Origin of the sequence: Bdellovibrio sp. SKB1291214 (assembly GCF_002209355.2) — a bacterium.
In the GTDB taxonomy this organism is placed as follows: Bacteria; Bdellovibrionota; Bdellovibrionia; order Bdellovibrionales; family Bdellovibrionaceae; genus Bdellovibrio.
In genome coordinates, this window is the sequence record NZ_CP106855.1 from 3,653,578 (window position 1) to 3,672,997 (window position 19,420).

A 19,420-nucleotide genomic window follows, 5' to 3' on the forward strand; every position below is an offset into this window, starting at 1 on the left:
TGTAAGTTACTAAAAGCCAAATTTCTTTTTAAGGTCGTCGACAGCTTTTTGACCTTCTTTTTCAAGTTGCTTGCGACCTTGATTTTCAGCGTCCTTTTTGGCTGTTTCTACTTTTGCTTCGACTTGCTTCTTTTGGGCATCCAATTGATCTTGGGCTTTCTTAACTTCTTTGTCGAATTGGCCTTTCAACTGATTTAGTTGGGCTTCCACTTGGGCTTTTTGTTTGCCAATTTCCTGGTCGACATAGGCTTGAATTTTCTTACGAGCTTCTTCGACCTTGGTTTGGATTTGTTTTTCGAATCCTTTGGATAGTTCGGGCCCCAAGTTTGAATTGATCGACAAAGGTACATTCGGTAAATCACCTTGGCCTTTGGCTGTCAAAGTAACTTGCGGAATTCCTGCGAAGACAGCTTTTAAAATCTCATCAGCAATTTGGTTCGTTGATGAAACTGCATAGTCGATTTTTGTAAACTTATTATCGAAATCAATTGCCAAGTTTTTCAGCCCCACCAAAGACCCTTGGATACCCATGGCGCCGTTGGCTTTGTTGAAAGCAATTTTGACGTCAGGGCTACTGACAAGGTCTTTGCCTTGAATCGCGTAGGAGTCGACTTTGAATTGATAATCGATCACGGAGTCGTCCTTACGATTGTCGATTGATAGCTTTAGCAGGAAGCCCAGGATTTCCATCGCTGGAAAATCCCCCGCCAAGCTGGCGATCGTTGGACGACCCACCAGACGTTGATTGGAAGTAATATCTAAAATTTCCCCTTTGACGTTTCCTGAATTTGGCGTCACGCCAGCTTGCGAGCTAACGGCTGTGCGTTTGACCCAGAACATCGGATAGGAATTGGGGCGGCCAAATTCATAGGTGATACCTTTTTCACGTGGGTGAGGTTGAATTGCGACTTCTTCCTCTTCAGATTTTTTGTCGCCTTTTTTCAGATATTTGGGCGGGATGTATTTTTCAGCCAATGTTTTGTATCTAAAGAATTTTGCTTTGTAAGGTTCAAGATAGCGATTGAAGACCGCCATCGTTAAAGCCTTGGCATCGACCTGCGGGATGCGGAAATGTTGTTCTAAAGATTTAACATCGATCTTAACTTGTTTTTCGATCTCGGCATACTGAGCTTGAAGCGTTTTAAGATCATTGTTTAAGTCATTGCTGATAGCTTGGATCTGTTTGTATTTTCCGTCAGCATCTTTATAGATGCTGTCCATCTGTTGCAATGAAGTCTGTAACTCTTGCGGATTTTTAAAGTCTTTGTACTGTACCTTGTTCAGGCGGTCACTCAAGGCCTGGATGTCTTTACCTTGTGGGAGGGTTTTAAGACGCTCATCCCAGGCTTTTTGCTTTGCTTGTAGGTCTGTCTGGAACTTTTCAATCATTGCTTTACTTGGCAGAGATGATTGAAGCTTTTGCAGTTCGGAGTTTGGATCTGCTCCACCCAGCATGTTGATTACGTCACCTAATACGTTTTCTCCGTAGCGGTCTTGCAGTTCCTTTTCGGCTTGTGATTTCAGTTTACCACCCTCGGTGGCTAGTAGGCCCGGCTCATTAGAAACCTCTGGCGGTGGTGCTACTTTACCTGGGTAGGCTCTTTTCACGCCGAATTCAATTTGTTCGACAACGGCTTCATTGATGACGAACTTCACTCGAAGCAAAGCGTCCCATAACATACCAAAGCGGATCTCGCCAATTTTGACAGAGTCGTGAGTAGGTTTTTCTGCATCCGTAAGCTCGATACCTTTGATGCTGATGTTGGCATTAAAAAAGCTTGTTTTTAAATCCGCGATATTTACTTCAGCGCCAAGAGCTTTATAGCCGGCCCATTCCATGCCTTTGCGAAGATGTAAATCAAAGAAAAAGTGGAAGTACAATCCGATCAGTGCGCAAACAATAACAAAAGGAATCAGCGCGCCCCAACGGACGATGCCTTTTTTCTTTTTAACGTTAGGTGTTGGTTGAGTATTTTCCATGCTATTAAACCCTAGTTTCCGTAAAGATCGTTGTACTTGTTATACCATTCGTAAAACTTTGTTGCCTTCAAAGCCTTCCAGAATTTTGTATTCTGAAAACGGGCAACCACGGCAACTCTGTAAGCTAAGATCAAAGATTTGAATCCATAATACGCAAAGGGAAAAAGTAGAAGGGATACAATCATTGAGCCCATGATGATGCTGTTATTAAAACGAGTCATCGGAACGAACGGCATGTTGTACATGCTGACAAATAAAGGGCGCAGACTTTCTGTTTCCAAAACGGCTTTACCCAAGTGGTGCGCGGGAGTATCGAACAGGAATGCGATGAATTTGAAAAAGAATGCAGAAATAAGGGCTGCACCCAATTGCACTCTGAATACAAACACGATCAAAAGGACGATCACTGTTTGAATTGAAAAGAACGGTGCAAATCCCAGAAGTAAACCTAAAGACAATCCAAATGCCAGTGGCATAGTGTCAGTATCGGAGTTCAAAAGCTTAATGAAATTGTACAGCTGTTTTAAAATTAACGTCATAGTCGTCCTTACAATTGATGTGCCGATGCAAAGGCAGAGCGAATTCGAAACTCCCTAAAGTTTATGACAAAAATGCGTGGCGGCAAGTGAAAAGCGAGGACACTGCACGCTGTTTGTCGTATGTTTTTTTATATGAAATCTTGGGCGCAGTTAGTGGCAGACACAGTTCGTATGGGTGGAGTTTTGGTATTTATCAAAGACCAGGCTCCGCAGGATTTTCCAGAGTGGTTACAATCGTTGAATGATTCATTTGGAATGAAGATTCCTATCAGTGTACGTAACAAAAGTGATTTTGCTACTGGACGTTTTCATACAGGAGCCCATGATTTGATATTCTTTTTCCAGGGACAAGAAAGTGTGTTAGCCGCTCTGGACTCCCATGTTCAAGGACAACGAGTTTGGATTTCTTCACAGCCTCAAAATCTTAATATCATTGATTACAACTGGCATGTCGGCGATCTGGCAGCTTGGACTTCCTTTTGGAGCACATTGGCTTCGCAATTTGATGCTTTGGTTGAAAATTGGACGACCTCCGAAATGGATCATGCTCCCTGTTTGTTTCTGGATCGCGATGATGTGGTGGTTAAGAACGTTCCGTATAACAAAGATCCAGAGCAGGTCGAATTGATCCCAGAAATAGTACAGTTAATTCGCCAAGCCCACGAGCATGGCTATTGGGTTGCGCTGGTCACGAATCAATCGGGCATAGGCCGTGGGCGCATCTCATGGCAGGAGTATAAAAAGGTTCACCAACGCATGCTTAAACTTTTAAGTGAGCAGGGTGCGTGGATTGACGACTGTGTTTGGTCTTCGTTCATAGAAAATGAAGGAGTTCCGGAAGGACGATTGCTGGCGGGTCTTAGAAAGCCTCGCGCGGGAATGTTTCAGTTGGTCAAAGAAAAACTTAAGGTAGACATGGCGAAATCCATCATGGTCGGAGACAGCGCAACGGATTTGATCGCTGCTTACTCGGCCGGTGTTGGAAGTTGTTATCTGTTTAAGTCTGTGAAATTCGATCAAGAGCGCGAAACATTAGAGAAGTTTCGCGCCGGGAACTCTAAGTTTTCTTATCAAGCCATATTGGCGGCTTCGGACATATCATTCGGGCGTTTGTAGCGCATGTAAAAGAAGGCGCCCGTTAGGCTTACCACAAACGAGCTTACTTGGAATGCTGTGATTGTCGTCGGCCCTACTTCGCTGGAGTGCCCTGTATAAACATTAAACAAGAAATAGAACGCTGCTTGTCCCACGCCCACGCCGGCAGGGGAGATAGGGATCGCCGTCGCCATGAAGCCTAGCGGGGCCACTAAGAAATAAGTTTTAGCAGGGATATCTGAGAATCCTGAAACCAAGCCAACCATGTACAAGAAAAGAATTGCCGTAGATTGCGCAATCAAACTTAACACAATGACCTGTGCGATACGGGCATAGCTGTTGCCATACAAGTGCAGGCTTTCGTAGACCTTCATGAATTTTTCAGCCAAGGGAAGTTTACGAATGATACGTTTCAACAGTTGAGTTTTGTAAATGTGAGACGAAAACACCAAGCCCAAAGAAACTGTGAAAACAACGAATAAGGCAATGATGAAATAGAACAGAGTTGTCAAAGTCGACACATGCAGAACGTGATTGATGTCGTAAATCATGACCATCAACGCCAAAAGAATCATGGCATAAAGACCGAGTACGCGGTCCATCAGGACGCTGGTTGCGGCCACCACTTTCGTGCCCGGGAATTCACGCGTGAAATAGTAGGCTTTGATAACATCTCCACCCACTCCACCTGGCATGGCAAAGTTAAAAAATTGTCCGATCAACGTCAGCTTAAAGGAAGACCACATTTTTGCGGGAATGCCTTGAGATTTAACCAGAACGCGCCAACGTTCGCTTGCCAGGAAAAAGTTAAGCCCCACGATAAGAGCAGAAAGCAACAAAACGCCCGGTGTAAGAAGATTTTTAAGGGCCGTAAAGTTTAGTTTTCCGGACTGCACCAGCCAATAGATAATACCTACGGCAAAAGCAATTTTAAGAAATTGAGTGGCAAACTTTTTGGTCTTTTTAAGCATGAGTCATTCTTACTGTAAAACGGCGCCAAACACTACTGGCAGTTGGGATTAGTTTTGACTAGTTGAGCCAAAAAATGAGGTGGAAATACCCAGTTACTGGGGGGAGTGATAGGATCACTCTTCGACTCGGAGGATATAGTGATTCCTGTAGTATTATCTGGTGGTAGTGGGACTCGTTTGTGGCCTGTATCGCGCCAGCAAATGCCGAAACAATTCTGTACTATTTTTGAAAAGCCCTTACAGACCATGACTCTGGAAAGATGCCATAAAATGGGGACTCCATGGATTGTGACGTCAAAGGCTTTGCAGAATCTGACGGAGATCAACCTTAAAGATAATAAAATGAGCGACGTGCAGGCTATTTACGAGCCGTACGGTAAAAACACGGCTCCGGCGATCGCTGTGTTGTGCAAGCTTTTGGATTCAAAAGGTTTAGGACACGAAATCGTCGGGATTTTTCCCTCTGACCATCTTATTTCTAAAGAGCAGGCATTTTTGAATGTCGTGAAATTTGCGACATCTGTTGCTGAAAAAAATAAAGTCGTTACGTTAGGTATTACGCCTTCTTATCCAGAAACTGGTTATGGATATATTCAAACGCAAGCATCGCCTTTGTCAGAATCGGAAGGTTTCAAAGCTTATTCAGTAGTGAAGTTCCATGAAAAACCTGCTTTAGAAAAAGCGAAAGAGTTTTTAGCACAGGGAAGCTTTAGCTGGAATGCGGGAATCTTTGTTTTCAAAGTCTCCCATATGATTTCATTGTTTGAAAAACATCAGCCAGAGCTTTGGAAAACTGTTGCGGCCCTAAAGGCAGATGCTTCCAACTTGGATGATATCTATTCCAAAGTTGCCAACATTTCCATCGACTATGCGATCATGGAAAAACTGGGTGGTGATGAGCTCGCTTGCATTCCTTCTGAATTCGGTTGGAACGACGTCGGTTCCTGGGATGCGGTCGCGTCTTTACAAAAAGGGCAGGATGTTACGAGTGTGAAGGGCCAGGGCAACTTTGTTTTCGGTGACTCCGCGAAACACTACTCGACAGTGGGGTTGGATGACGTCATCGTGGTTGATACAAAAGATGCTTTGATGCTAGTAAAAAAAGGCCACTCTCAAGATGTAAAGCTTGTTGTGGAATCTTTAGCACAAAGTAAACCCTTGTTGGCGAAAGAGCATGTATATGAATACCGTCCGTGGGGTTACTTTGAAATTTTGAAGGACACAGAGTTCTTTAAATCTAAAGTGATTCGCGTGAATCCACATTCTCAGCTTTCTTATCAAAGCCACGCGAAACGTGAAGAGCATTGGACCATTACGCAAGGAACTGGCGAAGTCGTATTGAACGACCAAGTTATTTCTGTAAAGGCAGGGTCTCACGTTCATATCCCAACAGGTGCAAAGCATCGTATGCGCAATACTTCCAACGACATGTTGGAATTCGTTGAGGTGCAATTGGGTTCGTACTTTGGCGAAGATGATATTGTTCGCTATCAAGACGATTATCAAAGAAAGTGACATTCAAAAACGGATCTGCTGAGATTTCGTTTATAAGAAAAGGAGTTTTTATGAAATTGATTCTTGCATCACTTGTTTTGTTGAGTGCTTCTTACAGCTTTGCAGCGAAAACTTATCAAGTTACGGGCCCTGTCCTGGAAGTTACTGATTCCAAAATTGTTGTCGAAAAAGGCAAAGAAAAATGGGAAGTAGAAAGAACTGCTGCTACTAAAGTGACTGGTGATTTGAAAGTTGGCGAAAAAGTAACGATCGAGTACACAATGTCCGCAGCCACTGTTGAAGTTAAAGCGGCTAAAAAGAAATAGTCTGATACATTGCCGATTTTTGCAGAAGGATCACTCCACCGAGTGGTCCTTTTTCGTTTTCTGATGTCCCATATGTAATCGATCTTTCACGATTGCCATTTGCTCATAGGAATCTGTCCCATTAACTTCCATCTGCTAAACAGCACGAAATGGGGAATGTATGGGACGGTATTGGGAGCGAGTCAAGCTCACGGCAATTTCTATATTTGTTGCGTTCAATTTGATGATTATCCTGACGGCGGCTTTTCCGGATCGCAGTGAGTTGGGGCGGTTGATCTTACGCACCTTTGGTGACTATTTAGATTTCACTGGCCTCGAGCAACCTTGGAGTATGTTTGCGCCGAATCCAATGTCACTGAATTCCTATGTGGAAGTGGAAATCCATTTTAAAAATGGCTCCAAAGAAAAGTGGTCTTTACCTCGCCCCACACAGATGAATGGAGCAGACAAAGTCATCGGTGGCGATCGCTATCGAAAATTCACACAAGAATATTTAATGCCCGATAAAAACGAAGATATTTGGTTTGATGTCGCTCGGTACGTTACTCGTCACGTGAACAAGATCGAAGCGGGCGGGCAGCGCAGGGAAATCGAAAAGCTACAATTCTATCGTTACTATAATTACGTTGAAGATCCTAGAAAGCAGTTTGTTCGTCATGGCGACAAGAGTGGTGATTATACAAAAGAAAGCGTTTTCTATTTCTATCCAGCTAATAAGGAAAAGTATGAAGTCAGCAACAATAATTAGAAATATCTGGGATTTCTTTTTTAAACCTCAACCCGTTGATAATTTAGGACTGATGAGGGTTATATTCGGTTTACTGCTGATTTTTAACTGGTACATGATCTGGAGCTATTTGGACGTGTTCTGGGGAGTTGACGGTCTTATTAGTTTAAAAACTTCTTTGGAATACGGCTCCACCATTCGTTTCAGTCTGTTTGATTTAATGCCGAATGATCCGCGAGTTCCGGCTTTGCTTGCACTTCTTAATTTAGTTGCTTCTATCGGTGTGACCTTGGGGCTGTTTACCCGCACTTCAATGGTTTTGGCATTTATAACGTTGTTGTCGTTCCAAAATCGCAACGATTTTATTTTGAACAGCGGAGATATTGTTCTTAGAAATATTTTGTTCTTTATGATGTTTTCTGCCGCCGGTAAAGCTTACTCCGTAGATCAGTGGATACAGAGTTTGCGCCTTGGTAAAAGCTTGCAGCCCAAAATGGAAAGACCCTGGGCTTTGCGTCTGATCCAGATTCAGTTTTGTGTGATTTATATTGCGACGGTTCTGTTTAAGATTAAAGGTTCCCATTGGGTGGATGGAACAGCGGTTTACATTGCCACTCGTCTGGATGAGTTTGTGCGTGTACCGGTGCCTTTACTGAACAACCTGGCGCTGATCAAATTCATGACGTGGTCAACTTTGGTTGTGGAGCTTGCGATGGGAACGTTGGTTTGGTTTAAAGATTTACGGTATTGGGTTTTGTTAGCTGGCATAGGTTTGCACCTTGGCATCGAGTTGGTGATGAGTATTCCCATGTTCGAGTGGGTTATGATCACCACGATGTTGTCGCTTGTAGATCCCTATGACGTGATTCGAGTTGAACGATATTTGCGGGAAAGTGTTTCCAAATTTCGTTATCGTTTCAGCAAGATGGAGTCGGCTTAAACAAATTTAATATTATAGGTATCTCGAAAAAGACTGAGCGAAAGCTTGGTCTTTTTTTTCGCTCTGGTCGCGGGTTTTGTTTTACGTGTCCTGTTAGTAATAAATTAAATGGTGGAAAATTACACACAAGATTCTGTCTTCTTCTTCGTCCTCCAAATAACAATCTTGGGAAATTTACAGAATCTTGTGGGACATCATTGAGCAACTCCTAGGAAACTTCACGGAGTCCTTCAATTGCGCACTCGCAAAATAAAGTAAACCAAACCAAACGGCGGAGAAATGAACGTAATGGAGGATAGATGAGATCACGTAAGAAAATACTTCTTACTGCGGGAATTTCGCTTTTGGCGAATCCAACGTGGGCACAGATGGCGCAATTACAAACGCCACCACGAGTTGCTGAGCAAGTAAGGGAAACCCTCAAGCACAGTCAAATTCCTGAAGAAAGAAAAACAGAGGACACAATAGTTGGTGTAACTCCGGATGGAAAAATCCGTATTGGCGCCAAACAAAAAGAAAAAATCGAAAAAGGTGGCTTCGTAAAAACTGGCGAAGTTCCAAAAAACCTGACGGGCCCTTCGAGCGGCGGTTTCGATAGCAAAGGTCACTCGGGATCAAAAGGCAACATGGGAGACAGAGGCCACTCTGGATCGAAGGGCAACTACGGAGATCGCGGCAACAGTGGTTCAAAAGGTGACTACGGATCTAAAGGTGACTTTGGGTCAAAAGGTGACTTTGGGTCAAAAGGTGATCGTGGTGAACGCGGTGGCTTTGACTCAAAAGGATCAAAAGGTTCCATGGGAGACAGAGGAAATTCTGATTCCAAGGGTAACTACGGAGATCGTGGGAATAGCGGATCTAAAGGCAATATGGGAGACAGGGGTCACTCTGATTCCAAGGGCAATTATGGAGATCGTGGCAACAGTAGCTCCAAAGGAAACTACGGGGATCGCGGCAACAGTGGTTCTAAAGGCGATTACGGATCTAAAGGCGATTACGGATCTAAAGGCGATTACGGATCTAAAGGAGACAAAGGTGATCGCGGCGAGCGTGGAGGCTTTGATTCCAAAGGTTCGAAAGGCGACCATGGAGACCGTGGTGAGCGCGGCAACAAGGGCGACCATGGCAGTAAAGGTGATAAGGGCGATCGCGGGGAGCGTGGTAGCTTTGGCGACAAAGGCGACAAAGGGGATCGCGGCGAACGAGGCAGCAAAGGTGATCATGGCTCCAAGGGCGACCGCGGAGATAAAGGTGAACACGGGCATAAAGGCGATCGCGGTGAGCGCGGCCACTACGGTGACAAAGGCGATAAAGGTGACCGTGGAGAACGTGGCGAGCGCGGTGAGCATGGTGAAAAAGGAAATCACGGCGAAAAAGGCGAGCGTGGTCACAAAGGCGACAGAGGCGACCGCGGTGAGAAAGGCGAACACGGCCATAAAGGTGATCGTGGTGACTATGGGCACTCGACTTCATACGGAAGCTCAACGTCGTATGGTAACTCCACATCTTATGGCAACTCGACATCTTATGGTGAATCTACCTCCTATGGTGAATCGACTTCTTATGGCGAATCTACGTCGTATGGGGAATCGACTTCCTATGGTGATACGTCCACAGCTACGTCTTCGACAGGTACGCAGGAAACTTCAACCGGTACTCGCGAAACGTCCACGGGAAATGATCCATCAACAAGCACTTCGACTTCCACTTCGACTTCAACATCGACATCCACGTCGACTGAGAGCACATCAACTTCAACAAGTGAAAGCAGCTCCAGCTCTACCGGATCTAAGAAAGAGAAAAAGAACAGATTTAGAGCGAAACTGGAACCATTGTTCCACTTGGCATTCGACTTTGGTTCTTACATCGTCAATTTAACACCGCATGATGTGCCACAACCGGCAGCTGTGGGAGTTGTTTACGATCCTCCTTCGCAACAGACACTGAAAACGGGTGACTATCGTGAGGGCTTCCAAAAAACAGTCTATGGCAGCATCGAAGTAGGCATTGGTGCACAAGTTAGATTCTGGTTCGACAATGCTACAGGTCTTTTGGACTACTTCTGGGGATTTGTAGGCGTATTGCCAGTTGTGGGTAAAGAGACATCGTCAACTCGTTATGCAAGTACGCTGGATAAAGCTAAAGCGATGGGTGGTCGTTGGTCCGTGCCTAAAGATGCAACAGATTTAGATAAATGGGACGCGGGGGACAGCATCACCTACGTGAGCTATGGTGGTGTAATCTTCTTGGCTAACGCCGGTTTTGGTCCGGTAGGTATCGGTACTGCGAAACTTGCTCGCGGTTCTTGGGAAACTTACGTGGAAAAAGTTGGCGATCATATGGCTTACGTGAAAATGACAAGTGGTAAACTTGATAACTTGTCGATCTTCACAAGCGTCTCGATCATGTCGATCGGAAAAAATTATTTTCAATCAGCGGATGATGGATTCTCCTACTTGTTTGATTTGAGTACGGACACTGGTCGTAAAGCTTACGAAGATATGATTCGTGGTAACTCGTATGCGGTTGAACAATTGGCGACGAACAAACCAATGAACTTGGTTGAAATGACTCCGGTAACTAAGGTTCTGACATTCAGAACGGTAACAACGGGGCAAACTGTCAGCAAGGCGTTTGCAATTCCAATTATCTGGGACCGTGTGTTTAGTAAAGGTCGCGTTCAGCAGTTCACAACTTCAGATTTACATATCGAACGAAATACGGCGCGCGTGCACTATGGTATCTACAGCGACTCTGACGACTCGCGCTTCTGGTTCAAACACAGAGAAGAAGATCTGATGTTTGCGGGTGCAAAATACTCGTTAGAAAGCTGGGATAGCAAAGAAACGACGACAGGAATGTTCGGTACCTACAGCTTCGCCTTTAGACATGAGGCAAGTAATGACGACAGACTTCGCAAAGGTCTGAAGGAGCTTGTGCGCAGAACTGGCTTGAAACGTTTAATGATCAATATTCCTGACAATTCGGCATTGGGTTACACCGGGGTTGAGTTCAACGCGAAAATGGGTGAAGAAAACACCATGCGTTTAATGTTGGCTGCTCAACGCATGTCGGAAGATCAATTCACATCGCGCGGTTTGGCTCTGCATTCACAGTATTTCAATAAGGGTGGAGACCCATGGGATATTTGTAAATTTGCGGGTTGCCAATCTAAGCAACGTGGTCTGACCATCGCAGGTATGTCGAAAATGTGGCGCGCTTTGCGTGTGATGAATAGTACAATGACAGGTAACCCGAAAGCATTTGCTGTGGCGTATGGTCAGTTTGGTGAGGGTATGGCAGCAAATCCATTCACTTATCAAGCGGCTATTAACCTTGCAGGCTCTGGAGTTCTCATCGACTTCCTGGTTGAGGGTACAAGAATCTCTATGTACTACAAGCAATGGGTGACTGATTCAGAGGGCAATTGGGTTCCAGCGGAAAAAATGCCGGATTCAGATTTGATTCCTAAGTTTGATCCAAGGACTCGCCACTCTAAGATTCGTGGTATTGTGATTGGCAACAATCCGGGAGATATCATGCCTCATGATACAATTCCGTTGATGGAGCCGGTAGCGTTCCAATAAACAGATTGTTATCAATAAAAAAAAGGCCGTTGAGATGATCAACGGCCTTTTTAGTTTTTAAACAGAGAGTTCTAAAGGCCGTGTTCAACCATCAGAGCTTCGCCCATCAAGTCGCCAGTTAACAAAGCCAATTGACGAGCATGGCGTTCCCATTCTTCCGGCGCAGTTTTTTGAAGCTTGCCGAGTAAGTGTTCAAACTCGTTCCATTTTGCCATGAATGCAGAAGCAGAGTTTTTAAAGGCAGTTGTTGATTTTAGATACTCCACCAGAACCGGCAAAGACTGCTCTTTTTCGAAGGCACGTAGCATATCTAAAGAAAGCACATTGGTTGTGCCTTCCCAAATTGAAAATACTTGGGCATCGCGAATCAAGCGCGGCAGTCCCGTGTCTTCAACGTAACCAGCACCACCAAACATTTCCACCACTTCACTTGAAATAGTGATCGCTTTTTTAGCGGTGTATAGTTTTAGCACTGGTGTTAGCGTGCGCAGCAGGGTGCGCTCTTTTGCACTGATTTCTCCGACTTCGTCTTTACCCAAAAGGTGAGCAATGTGGAAACTAAAGGCAAAACAGCGGCGGAAGTCTTCTTCAAGCCAGCGCAAAGTTTCTTGATGCAAAGGATGATCAATCAAAAGCTTCCCAAACGCTTTGCGTTTGCGGGAATAATTTTGTGCTAAATCCAAAGCGCGGCGTGAATGACCAAGGGCACAGATGGAATTATAGATGCGCGTGATGTTTAAAACACTTGCGATCTTTTTGATACCATCGCCTTCACCGCCAACCAGACGGGCTGGGGTTCCTTGCAGGCTTAATTCCGCGGTCGGCAGGGCCTTTGTACCCAACTTGTCCTTCAAACGATGAATTTGAATGTGATTCAATTCATTCTTATCATTGCGAAGTTCAAGATAAAACAAACTCAGACCCTTAGAACCTGCGGCTGCGCCATCGGGACGAGCCAAAGTTAGCGCCATTTGCGAAGTCGTGGCAGATGTGAACCACTTGGTTCCATGCAATGAGTGCGTGGCACCAAAGGCACTTTCGCCCGTATAAGCGTGAGCATCCGTGGAAGTGCCACTGACATCTGAGCCACCGGTTCTTTCCGTCATCCATTGTCCCGCTGTCCAAAAAGTTTTTGGGTCACGACTTGTCAGGTGAGGTATTGCGCGAGACTTCAATTCTGGAGTGCCATAAAGTTCCAGGGCGCGGGCCGCTCCATCGGTCATCGCCAAGGGGCATGAAAAAATTGCTGAACTTGGTGAATACAGATAGAGCAGAGCCATTTGATAGACTCGTGAGAAAGCTCCGTATTTTCTTTCGTAGGCCGTTGCAACGATGCCTTCTTCTGCGGCCACTTGTTCCAAGTTTTTCCAGCCCGAAGAAACGCGAATATCATCGATACGTCGACCCCAAGGATCGAAGGGGACATGGACGGGAGGATATGTTTCTGCCTCCTGAGCCCATACCAGCATGTCGGAAGCGGCTCTTTGTCCCAAGTGATCCAAATGAGGCAATGCTTGCTTTTGGCAATCTGCTGGAAGAATTTTTTTCAAGAATTTCTGAAGAGAATCATCAGACTGATACGTGTTCGTAAGGCTGGGGCCGTCTTGATAAAAGTTTTTCATGGTTTAAGTGTAGGCCTGACATCGTCGCGAGGCTAGTACATATAAAGTCCAAACATTCTTTGGAGGCGCCGTGTCCCGAGTTCTACTGGTAGGTTTATCATTGATGGCTATGGCTTCTTGCACCCCTAATGCAGGAAACGTAACAAGCGCGGTTGGCGTAAAAATTATTAATGGGACCGAAGTCCAGGAGCTTGATTCCATCGCTCCTCACTTGGTTGCAGTTTATGATTCCGAAAACATGGCTGTATGCACGGGCACTTTGATTGCGCCAAATATCGTTTTGACGGCAGCTCATTGCATTTCCACGAAAGCGCAAAATCTAAAAGTCGTTTTCGGTTTAAACATGGACGAGATGTTGAGCGCACGGGAACCAGATATCAAGGATCTATACGTTCACAACGTAAGCGCTGTTAAAGTTCACCCGAAATGGAACTTGGAAAAAAATGAAGAAAAAGCCAATGACTGGCACGACCTAGCAGTTTTGAAATTCAAAGGTAACGCACCTGAAGGTTTCATCCCAGCTGAGTTTTTGACTGACCTTAATGTACTTCAACCAGGTGTGACGGCTTATGTCGCGGGTTACGGTGTGAATGCTGTTGAATCTCGCAACGTAAATGCGGACGAAAAACTTTTGCCAGGAGAGGAATCTTTCTGTGACGAAAAAGGTTGTGTTTACGTTAAATTTTCTGGCGACGGTTTGTTGCGTTGGACTCTGGCTCCCATCGCGACATTGGAGGGCACAGAGCTTCGTTTGGACGAGCAAAACTCTGGGACATGCGGGGGCGATTCGGGTGGCCCAGCATTCGTGTTGAAAGATGGAAGATATCAACTGTTTGGTGTTACGAGCCGTGGCAGTTTATTTTGTAATTCAGTCGGCGTTTACACGATCGCATTGAAGCTTTCAGACTTTTTGAAACCAGCTATTGAGAGCCTTCAACAGCAAAAATAAGCGGTCTCGGTTTGAGACAGCGACATATAAAAAGTGGCAACTGACCAGAAGTTGTCAGGGAAAGGGGCTTTAAAGCCCCTTTATTCTTTGTAAAGCAGGCAAGCTCCTTGCACTCCTAAATAGTGAGATTAAGATTTAATTTGTGAGGATTTTATGAAGTTATTGAAACTATCAATTGCTCTATGTTTGGTGGGCGTGTCTGCTTTTGCCGGTGTTCCGCAGGGTCGCATCACGAACAAGATTGATTCACAAAATGCAGAAATCGCTTTACGCGGTCTGAAGGCCGGAGACAAGGTAAACTTACTTCAACAAGTTTGCGAAGGTCCCAAGGTCAAACTATGCCATACTGAAAAAGTTGGTAGCGCTGTTGTCTCTAAGGTTATTGACTCTGACAGATCTGAGATCCGTATTGAAGGTCAACAACCTGTGAAGGAAAACCTTATTATCGAAAAGCAGTAACTTAGAAGTGTGCGATGGCGCCCAACGTGATCATGTGTGAATGGTTCGTTAAGGTGCCGTTTGCGTCTTTTAATACATTTTGATCCGCTTGATCTTGGCGGAATTCTAAATACACTTTCAAATGCTCTGACAAGCTGTATTTATCTCCCACAGTCCAAACTTCGACTTTGTCTGCACCCGAATAGTAAGCGCCCGTTGTGCCATTTAAAGCGTCCAGCTCTCCGGCTCCCAAAATATTTTCGTATCTTACTCCTAAAGTATGTTTGCCCATGACGGATGATAGCTGGGAGGAAACCGATTGAGCATAGTGAAGGGTGTCGCCTTCTGGAGTCTGTGTGCGGCTGTCATAAGATACCGACCAAGCAAAGTCATCGCTAAATTTATATGTTAACCAGATATTGGAAGTTGATTTTTCAATAGTCGTTCCTGGTATGATTGTCGATGCGTCTTTCCCGGTATAATGCCCGGCGAACCACAAAAAGCGGCCTGACACTCCTGTGGCTGAAAGCTCCGTAGTTTTTGTCGATGCCATATCATCGCCATATAAATTGTAAGCGCTGCGATTGTAAGTGCTTAGAGTTACAGCCAACCACTCGCCAGGGTTGAATTTCAAACGTGCGCCTTCGTTGTAGCCGGGGACTATGCTTTGATAGGCGACTGTGTTTCCGTAAAGCACGTTTTCAACTTTCATTGCCGATTCAAAACCTAAGGTTGAACAAAGTCTCCCGAAGCCGATAGACCACGAAGGATCAATCTTATAATAGACCTCTAGCTGATCAAGGGTACCAAAACTATTTTTAGCGGTACCGGAGGGAGTGGTGACCTCGATCGGCATATACATCAGCCGTGCAAAGAATGACAGTTCCTGGGTTTCTTTCTTCAAAATGATTTGAGCACTGTTAAAGCGAAATTGCTCGTCCAATGCGCCCGCGGAAGCAGGGTATGCGTTATTCCCTGCGGAAAGGAAGTTGTACTCAAAGTCAGCTTCTCCTTGAGCGGTGATTCCAGAAAGTACTTCTTCAGCGCTTGCAGCGAAAGGCAGGCTCAAACAAATTGCAGTTAAGAAGGCGGTCGTCGTTTTCATTGGGACTTTTATCGGGGGTTTCCGGGCTCACATTAAGGGGGGGATAATAGTTTTAACGAATAAGACCATGGTCCAGTTTGTCTCATTATGCTCATGTCGTGTGTTAAAGGACCGATAAATATTTGAGTCCTAAATTTATCTGAGGAAGACATGCAAAATTCTAAAAGCTCATGGTTTAAAGGCATCAAAGGTCGCTTACTATTAGTAGCCGTATTTCCATTCATCGCATTTGCGACGATATTTGGCTTTACCTATAAAGGCCTTGATGAATTGGGAGTTTTACTTAACAGCGCCCACAATCAGATCATTCCAAACATTGAAGCGTTAGGGGAGATGCGAGTTTCGCAAAACAGATTTGGTTACCGCATCTGGGAGGGGATCATCAATCCTGAAGACCGTCCCGAGGCCGTGAAGCAAGCAGAAGAAACTTTGTTGAAATTTGAAAAAGCTTACAAGCGCTATACGGAAGCCCACTTCAGTGCTGAAGAAAAAGCTATGTACGAGGAATACAAGCAGTGGTTTCCTCAATACACCTCCTTGGCTCGCTCCATTCTTTCAAACGTGGAAAAGGGTACTGACCAATCAGTCGCTCAAGGCAGAAAAGATCTGGATGAAACTCTTCACATTTACTCGGGTAAGATCGAGGAATTCAGTGTCAAAGTTTCCAAATATTATAGCGACAGAGCTGTCGCTGAAGGTAAAGAATTCGTCGCTTCTAGAACTCAGATCACGAATATGATTATTCTGGTCACTCTTTGTGCGGGCTTGCTAATTCTGGCGCTTCAGTTGTTACAAGCGGCAAAAATTTCGAATGTCACTGGAAACGTGGCTTCAAAGCTGAGCGATGCCAATCACAAAGTCGTTCATTCTGTGGAGCAGTTGGCAGCTGCCGGCAATGCATTGTCGCAGAATTCCACGGAGGCGGCCGCTTCCCTTGAAGAAACAGTGGCGGCGTTGGAAGAATTAACTTCTATGGTGCAAATGAATTCAGACAATGCGAAACAAGCGGCGTCCTTGGCACTGACTTCCCGTAACGAAGCTGAAAAAGGTGAGCAAGAAATAACGGCTTTGATTAAATCCATGGGCGAGATTTCAGCGTCATCTAAAAAAATTGAAGAAATCATTTCAGTCATTGATGATATTGCTTTCCAAACGAACTTACTTGCATTGAATGCAGCTGTTGAGGCCGCTCGTGCAGGAGAGCAAGGCAAAGGCTTTGCGGTTGTTGCGGAAGCGGTTCGTGCCCTGGCGCAAAGAAGTGCTTCTTCGGCAAAGGACATCGAAAGTTTGATTAAAGTGTCTGTAAATCAAGTTGAAACGGGAAGCAAAGTCGCAAATTCTAGTGGGGCGGTTTTGACTGGAATAGTTGCTTCGATTAAAAAAGTCTCTGATTTAAATAACGAAATCTCTGCGGCAAGCTCAGAGCAAACGACGGGTATCCAACAAATCAGTCGCGCGATGAATCAGTTGGATCAAGCCTCCCAATCTAACGCGGCTTCTGCGGAGGAGATTGCAGCGACCACAACAGAGATCAATCGTTTGGCGCAAACTTCTCAGCAGCTAACGAATGAGTTAGATGCCGTCGTGACTGGAAATACTGCAGAAATGAATGTAGAACAAAAAGTTCCAACAGCAGCTGCAAAACCTTCTAAATCAGTGAAACCGGCAGAACCTGCGGTCACTCAAGCTAAAGTGATTCCGATGAAGAAACCTTCTGCCAAACCTGTCAGTACTGCCGAAGAAATGATTCCGTTCGATGATGAACCAAGAGGGAAAATTGGGAACCGAGACGGATTCTAGTTTGGTTTATTTTGATTAGAGGCCGGGAGACTGGCCTTTTTCATTAAGTGTTGTTTCATTTTAAGAAATATTCTGCCTTTGGTCTGGGCAACACTTCTCACATGTGTTCAATCCCTGCCGACCAAGATACAATTGTGCAATGACAGACCCTCAGCCCAAGATGATCATGGTGGGTGTGGAACTCTTTACAGAGAACTTCCCGCTACCTGCAGACGTTTATACTCGATTGCCTTCGGGCCAATATCTTTTGGTTGGTAAAAAAGGCGAGAAAAGTAATTTTCAGAGCCTGCATATGACGGCGCAGAAAAAAGCCGAGCTGTATGTGCGCGGTACCGACTATGAAACTGTTATTCAATTTAATATGGCCTTAGCGAAAACGGCCGTCAGCAAAAGCGAAATTCCGACGAATTTGAAATTGAACTTAATCACGGGCCTTGCGGATTCTGCGATCAACGATTTAGTGGATCGCAATATTGTAAGCGGGTCCTACGAGCGGGTAAAACAACTGTCCGGCTTTATCAAAGAAACCGTAGCACAAGTGACAGATGTCGATAAGCTTTTGGCGCTTTTAAGCAAACTCCCTAAGGACAGTGCTTCTCACGGCATGGCAACGGCCGCGATTTCACTTTTAATCGCAGAGCAAATGGAAATTCAGTCCAAGCCGACATTGGAGAAAGTGGCATTGGGTGCCATGTTGCAAGATATCGGTTTGAAAGAGATCCCAGAAGCCGTGTTAAAAAAGAAGCGCGTGGACCGGACGATTGAAGAAACCACTCACTATGAATCTCATACGATGCGTGGAGTGGAATTGTTACAAGATTTGCGAGAAATACCCTCTGACGTCTTAGCGATCATTCTTGAACATCATGAGAATGCCATCGGTATGGGGTATCCCCGTCGTATTCGTGATCTAAAAATGAATCCGTTAGCGCGTATCGTGGCGGTGGCTAATTATTTTATGGAACTGCTTCACGACCCGACAGTTGAGGTGACAGCCAAAACTCCCGAAGAGGCTATTCACTATATGGAAACCACATTAGGTCAGCCTTTCAACAAGCAAGTTTTTGCCGCATTGAAAGAAGTCGTTTTTGCTCACCGAAGAGTTTAAAAAATCTGTGTTAAATAAAAAAAGCGCACTCCGAGGTGCGCTTTTTATTTTTTCGCGGGGTCAAACCTAGGGTTTAGCGCAAACACCTTGTTTTTGGCAGCGGAGCATATCGCCTGTGTGTTGGTGCAGCTCGTTCAAAGTGTAACCAAGTTCTTGATCGTAGCCTGCAGAGACAGCGCCTAACTGTCCAATAGTGATGAAATCGTTAATTCCTTCAAACCATGCCTGGTCATATTGTTGACCCGTTGACGTTGATTTAAAATAAACGGTGCCGTTTGAGCGGATGGTTTTTAGAAAACGGCCTCTTTGATCGCGCGCTTTTTGCAAACCGCCGCTAAAGCTTTTCCAGCATTTTACTTCGCCAATACGAACAACTTTTTGCATGTTTAAATCGAATACGATGATATCAAGTTCGCCGATAGTTCTGCTGCCATCACCGTAGGCGATGCCAACTTCAACGGCGTACTGTGGGGCGGGGAATTGTTTTTGAACGTCCAAACGCGCAACTTCTTCGCAGATGGCGCCCGAGTCTTCATAGCTGCGCGGAATGCTTTTCAGAGCTTCGAAATCTTCAGCCCAATTTGCCGCAAAAAGGTTTAAAGAAAATAAAAGTGCACTCAAGAAAACAGTCAGTTTCATATCCCCTCCAATAGGGCTTAGTGATCGCTGAGGGACTTATTAAGTTCAAGGAATTAGTCCCCAATATTAAAAGTGCGCCGCAGCATTGGAGTTCGCTTGT

The 19,420-nt window shown here is 45.0% G+C and carries 16 protein-coding genes; 10 read left to right on the forward strand and 6 right to left on the reverse strand.

What is annotated here, in order from left to right:
• Positions 1-9: 9 nt before the first annotated feature.
• Together B9G69_RS18005 and B9G69_RS18010 are read right to left on the reverse strand one after the other, a co-directional pair.
• A complete protein-coding gene (locus B9G69_RS18005) occupies positions 10-1,980 on the reverse strand; it encodes a TIGR03545 family protein (RefSeq protein ID WP_088615282.1) in 1,971 nt (656 codons plus the stop codon).
• A gap of 11 nt (positions 1,981-1,991) precedes the next feature.
• Positions 1,992-2,519 carry a TIGR03546 family protein gene (locus B9G69_RS18010; protein ID WP_088615281.1) on the reverse strand — a complete coding sequence of 176 codons (528 nt, stop codon included), beginning with the start codon at positions 2,517-2,519 and terminating at the stop codon, positions 1,992-1,994.
• Positions 2,520-2,651: 132 nt separating this feature from the next.
• Here B9G69_RS18010 and B9G69_RS18015 point away from each other — a divergent pair, with 132 nt between their 5' ends.
• On the forward strand, positions 2,652-3,635 hold the full coding sequence (locus tag B9G69_RS18015) for a D-glycero-alpha-D-manno-heptose-1,7-bisphosphate 7-phosphatase (RefSeq protein ID WP_265437880.1): 984 nt from the start codon (positions 2,652-2,654) through the stop codon (positions 3,633-3,635).
• Here the strand turns inward: B9G69_RS18015 and B9G69_RS18020 are convergent.
• Complete coding sequence (locus tag B9G69_RS18020) at positions 3,590-4,585, reverse strand: lysylphosphatidylglycerol synthase transmembrane domain-containing protein (protein WP_088615280.1); 996 nt, start codon at positions 4,583-4,585, stop codon at positions 3,590-3,592. The two genes, B9G69_RS18015 and B9G69_RS18020, sit on opposite strands and share 46 nt — an antisense overlap.
• A gap of 138 nt (positions 4,586-4,723) precedes the next feature.
• Here B9G69_RS18020 and B9G69_RS18025 point away from each other — a divergent pair, with 138 nt between their 5' ends.
• The 5 genes from B9G69_RS18025 to B9G69_RS18045 all read left to right on the forward strand — a co-directional run bounded on the left by B9G69_RS18025 (position 4,724) and on the right by B9G69_RS18045 (position 11,659).
• Positions 4,724-6,100 carry a mannose-1-phosphate guanylyltransferase/mannose-6-phosphate isomerase gene (locus tag B9G69_RS18025; RefSeq protein ID WP_088615279.1) on the forward strand — a complete coding sequence of 459 codons (1,377 nt, stop codon included), beginning with the start codon at positions 4,724-4,726 and terminating at the stop codon, positions 6,098-6,100.
• 50 nt (positions 6,101-6,150) lie between these two features.
• Positions 6,151-6,405 (forward strand): hypothetical protein, encoded by a 255-nt coding sequence (locus B9G69_RS18030; protein ID WP_088615278.1) that lies wholly within the window; start codon positions 6,151-6,153, stop codon positions 6,403-6,405.
• Between the two features lie 160 nt (positions 6,406-6,565).
• A complete protein-coding gene (locus tag B9G69_RS18035; RefSeq protein ID WP_088615277.1) occupies positions 6,566-7,153 on the forward strand; it encodes a hypothetical protein in 588 nt (195 codons plus the stop codon).
• A gap of 52 nt (positions 7,154-7,205) precedes the next feature.
• Positions 7,206-8,072 carry an HTTM domain-containing protein gene (locus B9G69_RS18040; RefSeq protein ID WP_176401027.1) on the forward strand — a complete coding sequence of 289 codons (867 nt, stop codon included), beginning with the start codon at positions 7,206-7,208 and terminating at the stop codon, positions 8,070-8,072.
• A gap of 299 nt (positions 8,073-8,371) precedes the next feature.
• Complete coding sequence (locus B9G69_RS18045; protein ID WP_265437881.1) at positions 8,372-11,659, forward strand: hypothetical protein; 3,288 nt, start codon at positions 8,372-8,374, stop codon at positions 11,657-11,659.
• A 71-nt stretch (positions 11,660-11,730) separates the two neighbouring features.
• Here the strand turns inward: B9G69_RS18045 and B9G69_RS18050 are convergent, their stop codons facing one another.
• Positions 11,731-13,281: an acyl-CoA dehydrogenase family protein gene (locus tag B9G69_RS18050; protein WP_088615274.1), complete on the reverse strand. Its 1,551-nt coding sequence runs from the start codon at positions 13,279-13,281 to the stop codon at positions 11,731-11,733.
• Positions 13,282-13,351: 70 nt separating this feature from the next.
• On the opposite strand from B9G69_RS18050, the gene B9G69_RS18055 reads away from it, so the two are divergent.
• Both B9G69_RS18055 and B9G69_RS18060 read left to right on the forward strand, forming a co-directional pair.
• Positions 13,352-14,230 (forward strand): S1 family peptidase, encoded by an 879-nt coding sequence (locus B9G69_RS18055; RefSeq protein WP_088615273.1) that lies wholly within the window; start codon positions 13,352-13,354, stop codon positions 14,228-14,230.
• 153 nt (positions 14,231-14,383) lie between these two features.
• A complete protein-coding gene (locus B9G69_RS18060; RefSeq protein WP_265437882.1) occupies positions 14,384-14,689 on the forward strand; it encodes a hypothetical protein in 306 nt (101 codons plus the stop codon).
• 1 nt (position 14,690) lies between these two features.
• On the opposite strand, the gene B9G69_RS18065 is transcribed toward B9G69_RS18060, so the two are convergent.
• Positions 14,691-15,773, reverse strand: a complete 1,083-nt coding sequence (locus B9G69_RS18065; protein WP_265437883.1) for an outer membrane beta-barrel protein — start codon at positions 15,771-15,773, stop codon at positions 14,691-14,693.
• A 150-nt stretch (positions 15,774-15,923) separates the two neighbouring features.
• Here B9G69_RS18065 and B9G69_RS18070 point away from each other — a divergent pair, with 150 nt between their 5' ends.
• Together B9G69_RS18070 and B9G69_RS18075 are read left to right on the forward strand one after the other, a co-directional pair.
• A complete protein-coding gene (locus tag B9G69_RS18070) occupies positions 15,924-17,573 on the forward strand; it encodes a HAMP domain-containing methyl-accepting chemotaxis protein (protein ID WP_088617376.1) in 1,650 nt (549 codons plus the stop codon).
• Positions 17,574-17,712: 139 nt separating this feature from the next.
• On the forward strand, positions 17,713-18,681 hold the full coding sequence (locus tag B9G69_RS18075; protein ID WP_088617377.1) for an HD-GYP domain-containing protein: 969 nt from the start codon (positions 17,713-17,715) through the stop codon (positions 18,679-18,681).
• A gap of 66 nt (positions 18,682-18,747) precedes the next feature.
• On the opposite strand, the gene B9G69_RS18080 is transcribed toward B9G69_RS18075, so the two are convergent.
• Positions 18,748-19,320 carry a hypothetical protein gene (locus B9G69_RS18080; protein WP_088617378.1) on the reverse strand — a complete coding sequence of 191 codons (573 nt, stop codon included), beginning with the start codon at positions 19,318-19,320 and terminating at the stop codon, positions 18,748-18,750.
• Between the last annotated feature and the right edge of the window lie 100 nt (positions 19,321-19,420).

What these genes read in the sequence shown, in the direction of transcription:
- B9G69_RS18005 (WP_088615282.1), bottom strand. Translation starts at nt 1,980, where the DNA reads ATGGAAAATACTCAACCAACACCTAACGTTAAAAAGAAAAAAGGCATC.
- B9G69_RS18010 (WP_088615281.1), bottom strand. Translation starts at nt 2,519, where the DNA reads ATGACGTTAATTTTAAAACAGCTGTACAATTTCATTAAGCTTTTGAAC.
- B9G69_RS18015 (WP_265437880.1), top strand. Translation starts at nt 2,652, where the DNA reads ATGAAATCTTGGGCGCAGTTAGTGGCAGACACAGTTCGTATGGGTGGA.
- B9G69_RS18020 (WP_088615280.1), bottom strand. Translation starts at nt 4,585, where the DNA reads ATGCTTAAAAAGACCAAAAAGTTTGCCACTCAATTTCTTAAAATTGCT.
- B9G69_RS18030 (WP_088615278.1), top strand. Translation starts at nt 6,151, where the DNA reads ATGAAATTGATTCTTGCATCACTTGTTTTGTTGAGTGCTTCTTACAGC.
- B9G69_RS18035 (WP_088615277.1), top strand. Translation starts at nt 6,566, where the DNA reads ATGGGACGGTATTGGGAGCGAGTCAAGCTCACGGCAATTTCTATATTT.
- B9G69_RS18040 (WP_176401027.1), top strand. Translation starts at nt 7,206, where the DNA reads ATGAGGGTTATATTCGGTTTACTGCTGATTTTTAACTGGTACATGATC.
- B9G69_RS18045 (WP_265437881.1), top strand. Translation starts at nt 8,372, where the DNA reads ATGAGATCACGTAAGAAAATACTTCTTACTGCGGGAATTTCGCTTTTG.
- B9G69_RS18050 (WP_088615274.1), bottom strand. Translation starts at nt 13,281, where the DNA reads ATGAAAAACTTTTATCAAGACGGCCCCAGCCTTACGAACACGTATCAG.
- B9G69_RS18060 (WP_265437882.1), top strand. Translation starts at nt 14,384, where the DNA reads ATGAAGTTATTGAAACTATCAATTGCTCTATGTTTGGTGGGCGTGTCT.
- B9G69_RS18065 (WP_265437883.1), bottom strand. Translation starts at nt 15,773, where the DNA reads ATGAAAACGACGACCGCCTTCTTAACTGCAATTTGTTTGAGCCTGCCT.
- B9G69_RS18070 (WP_088617376.1), top strand. Translation starts at nt 15,924, where the DNA reads ATGCAAAATTCTAAAAGCTCATGGTTTAAAGGCATCAAAGGTCGCTTA.
- B9G69_RS18075 (WP_088617377.1), top strand. Translation starts at nt 17,713, where the DNA reads ATGACAGACCCTCAGCCCAAGATGATCATGGTGGGTGTGGAACTCTTT.
- B9G69_RS18080 (WP_088617378.1), bottom strand. Translation starts at nt 19,320, where the DNA reads ATGAAACTGACTGTTTTCTTGAGTGCACTTTTATTTTCTTTAAACCTT.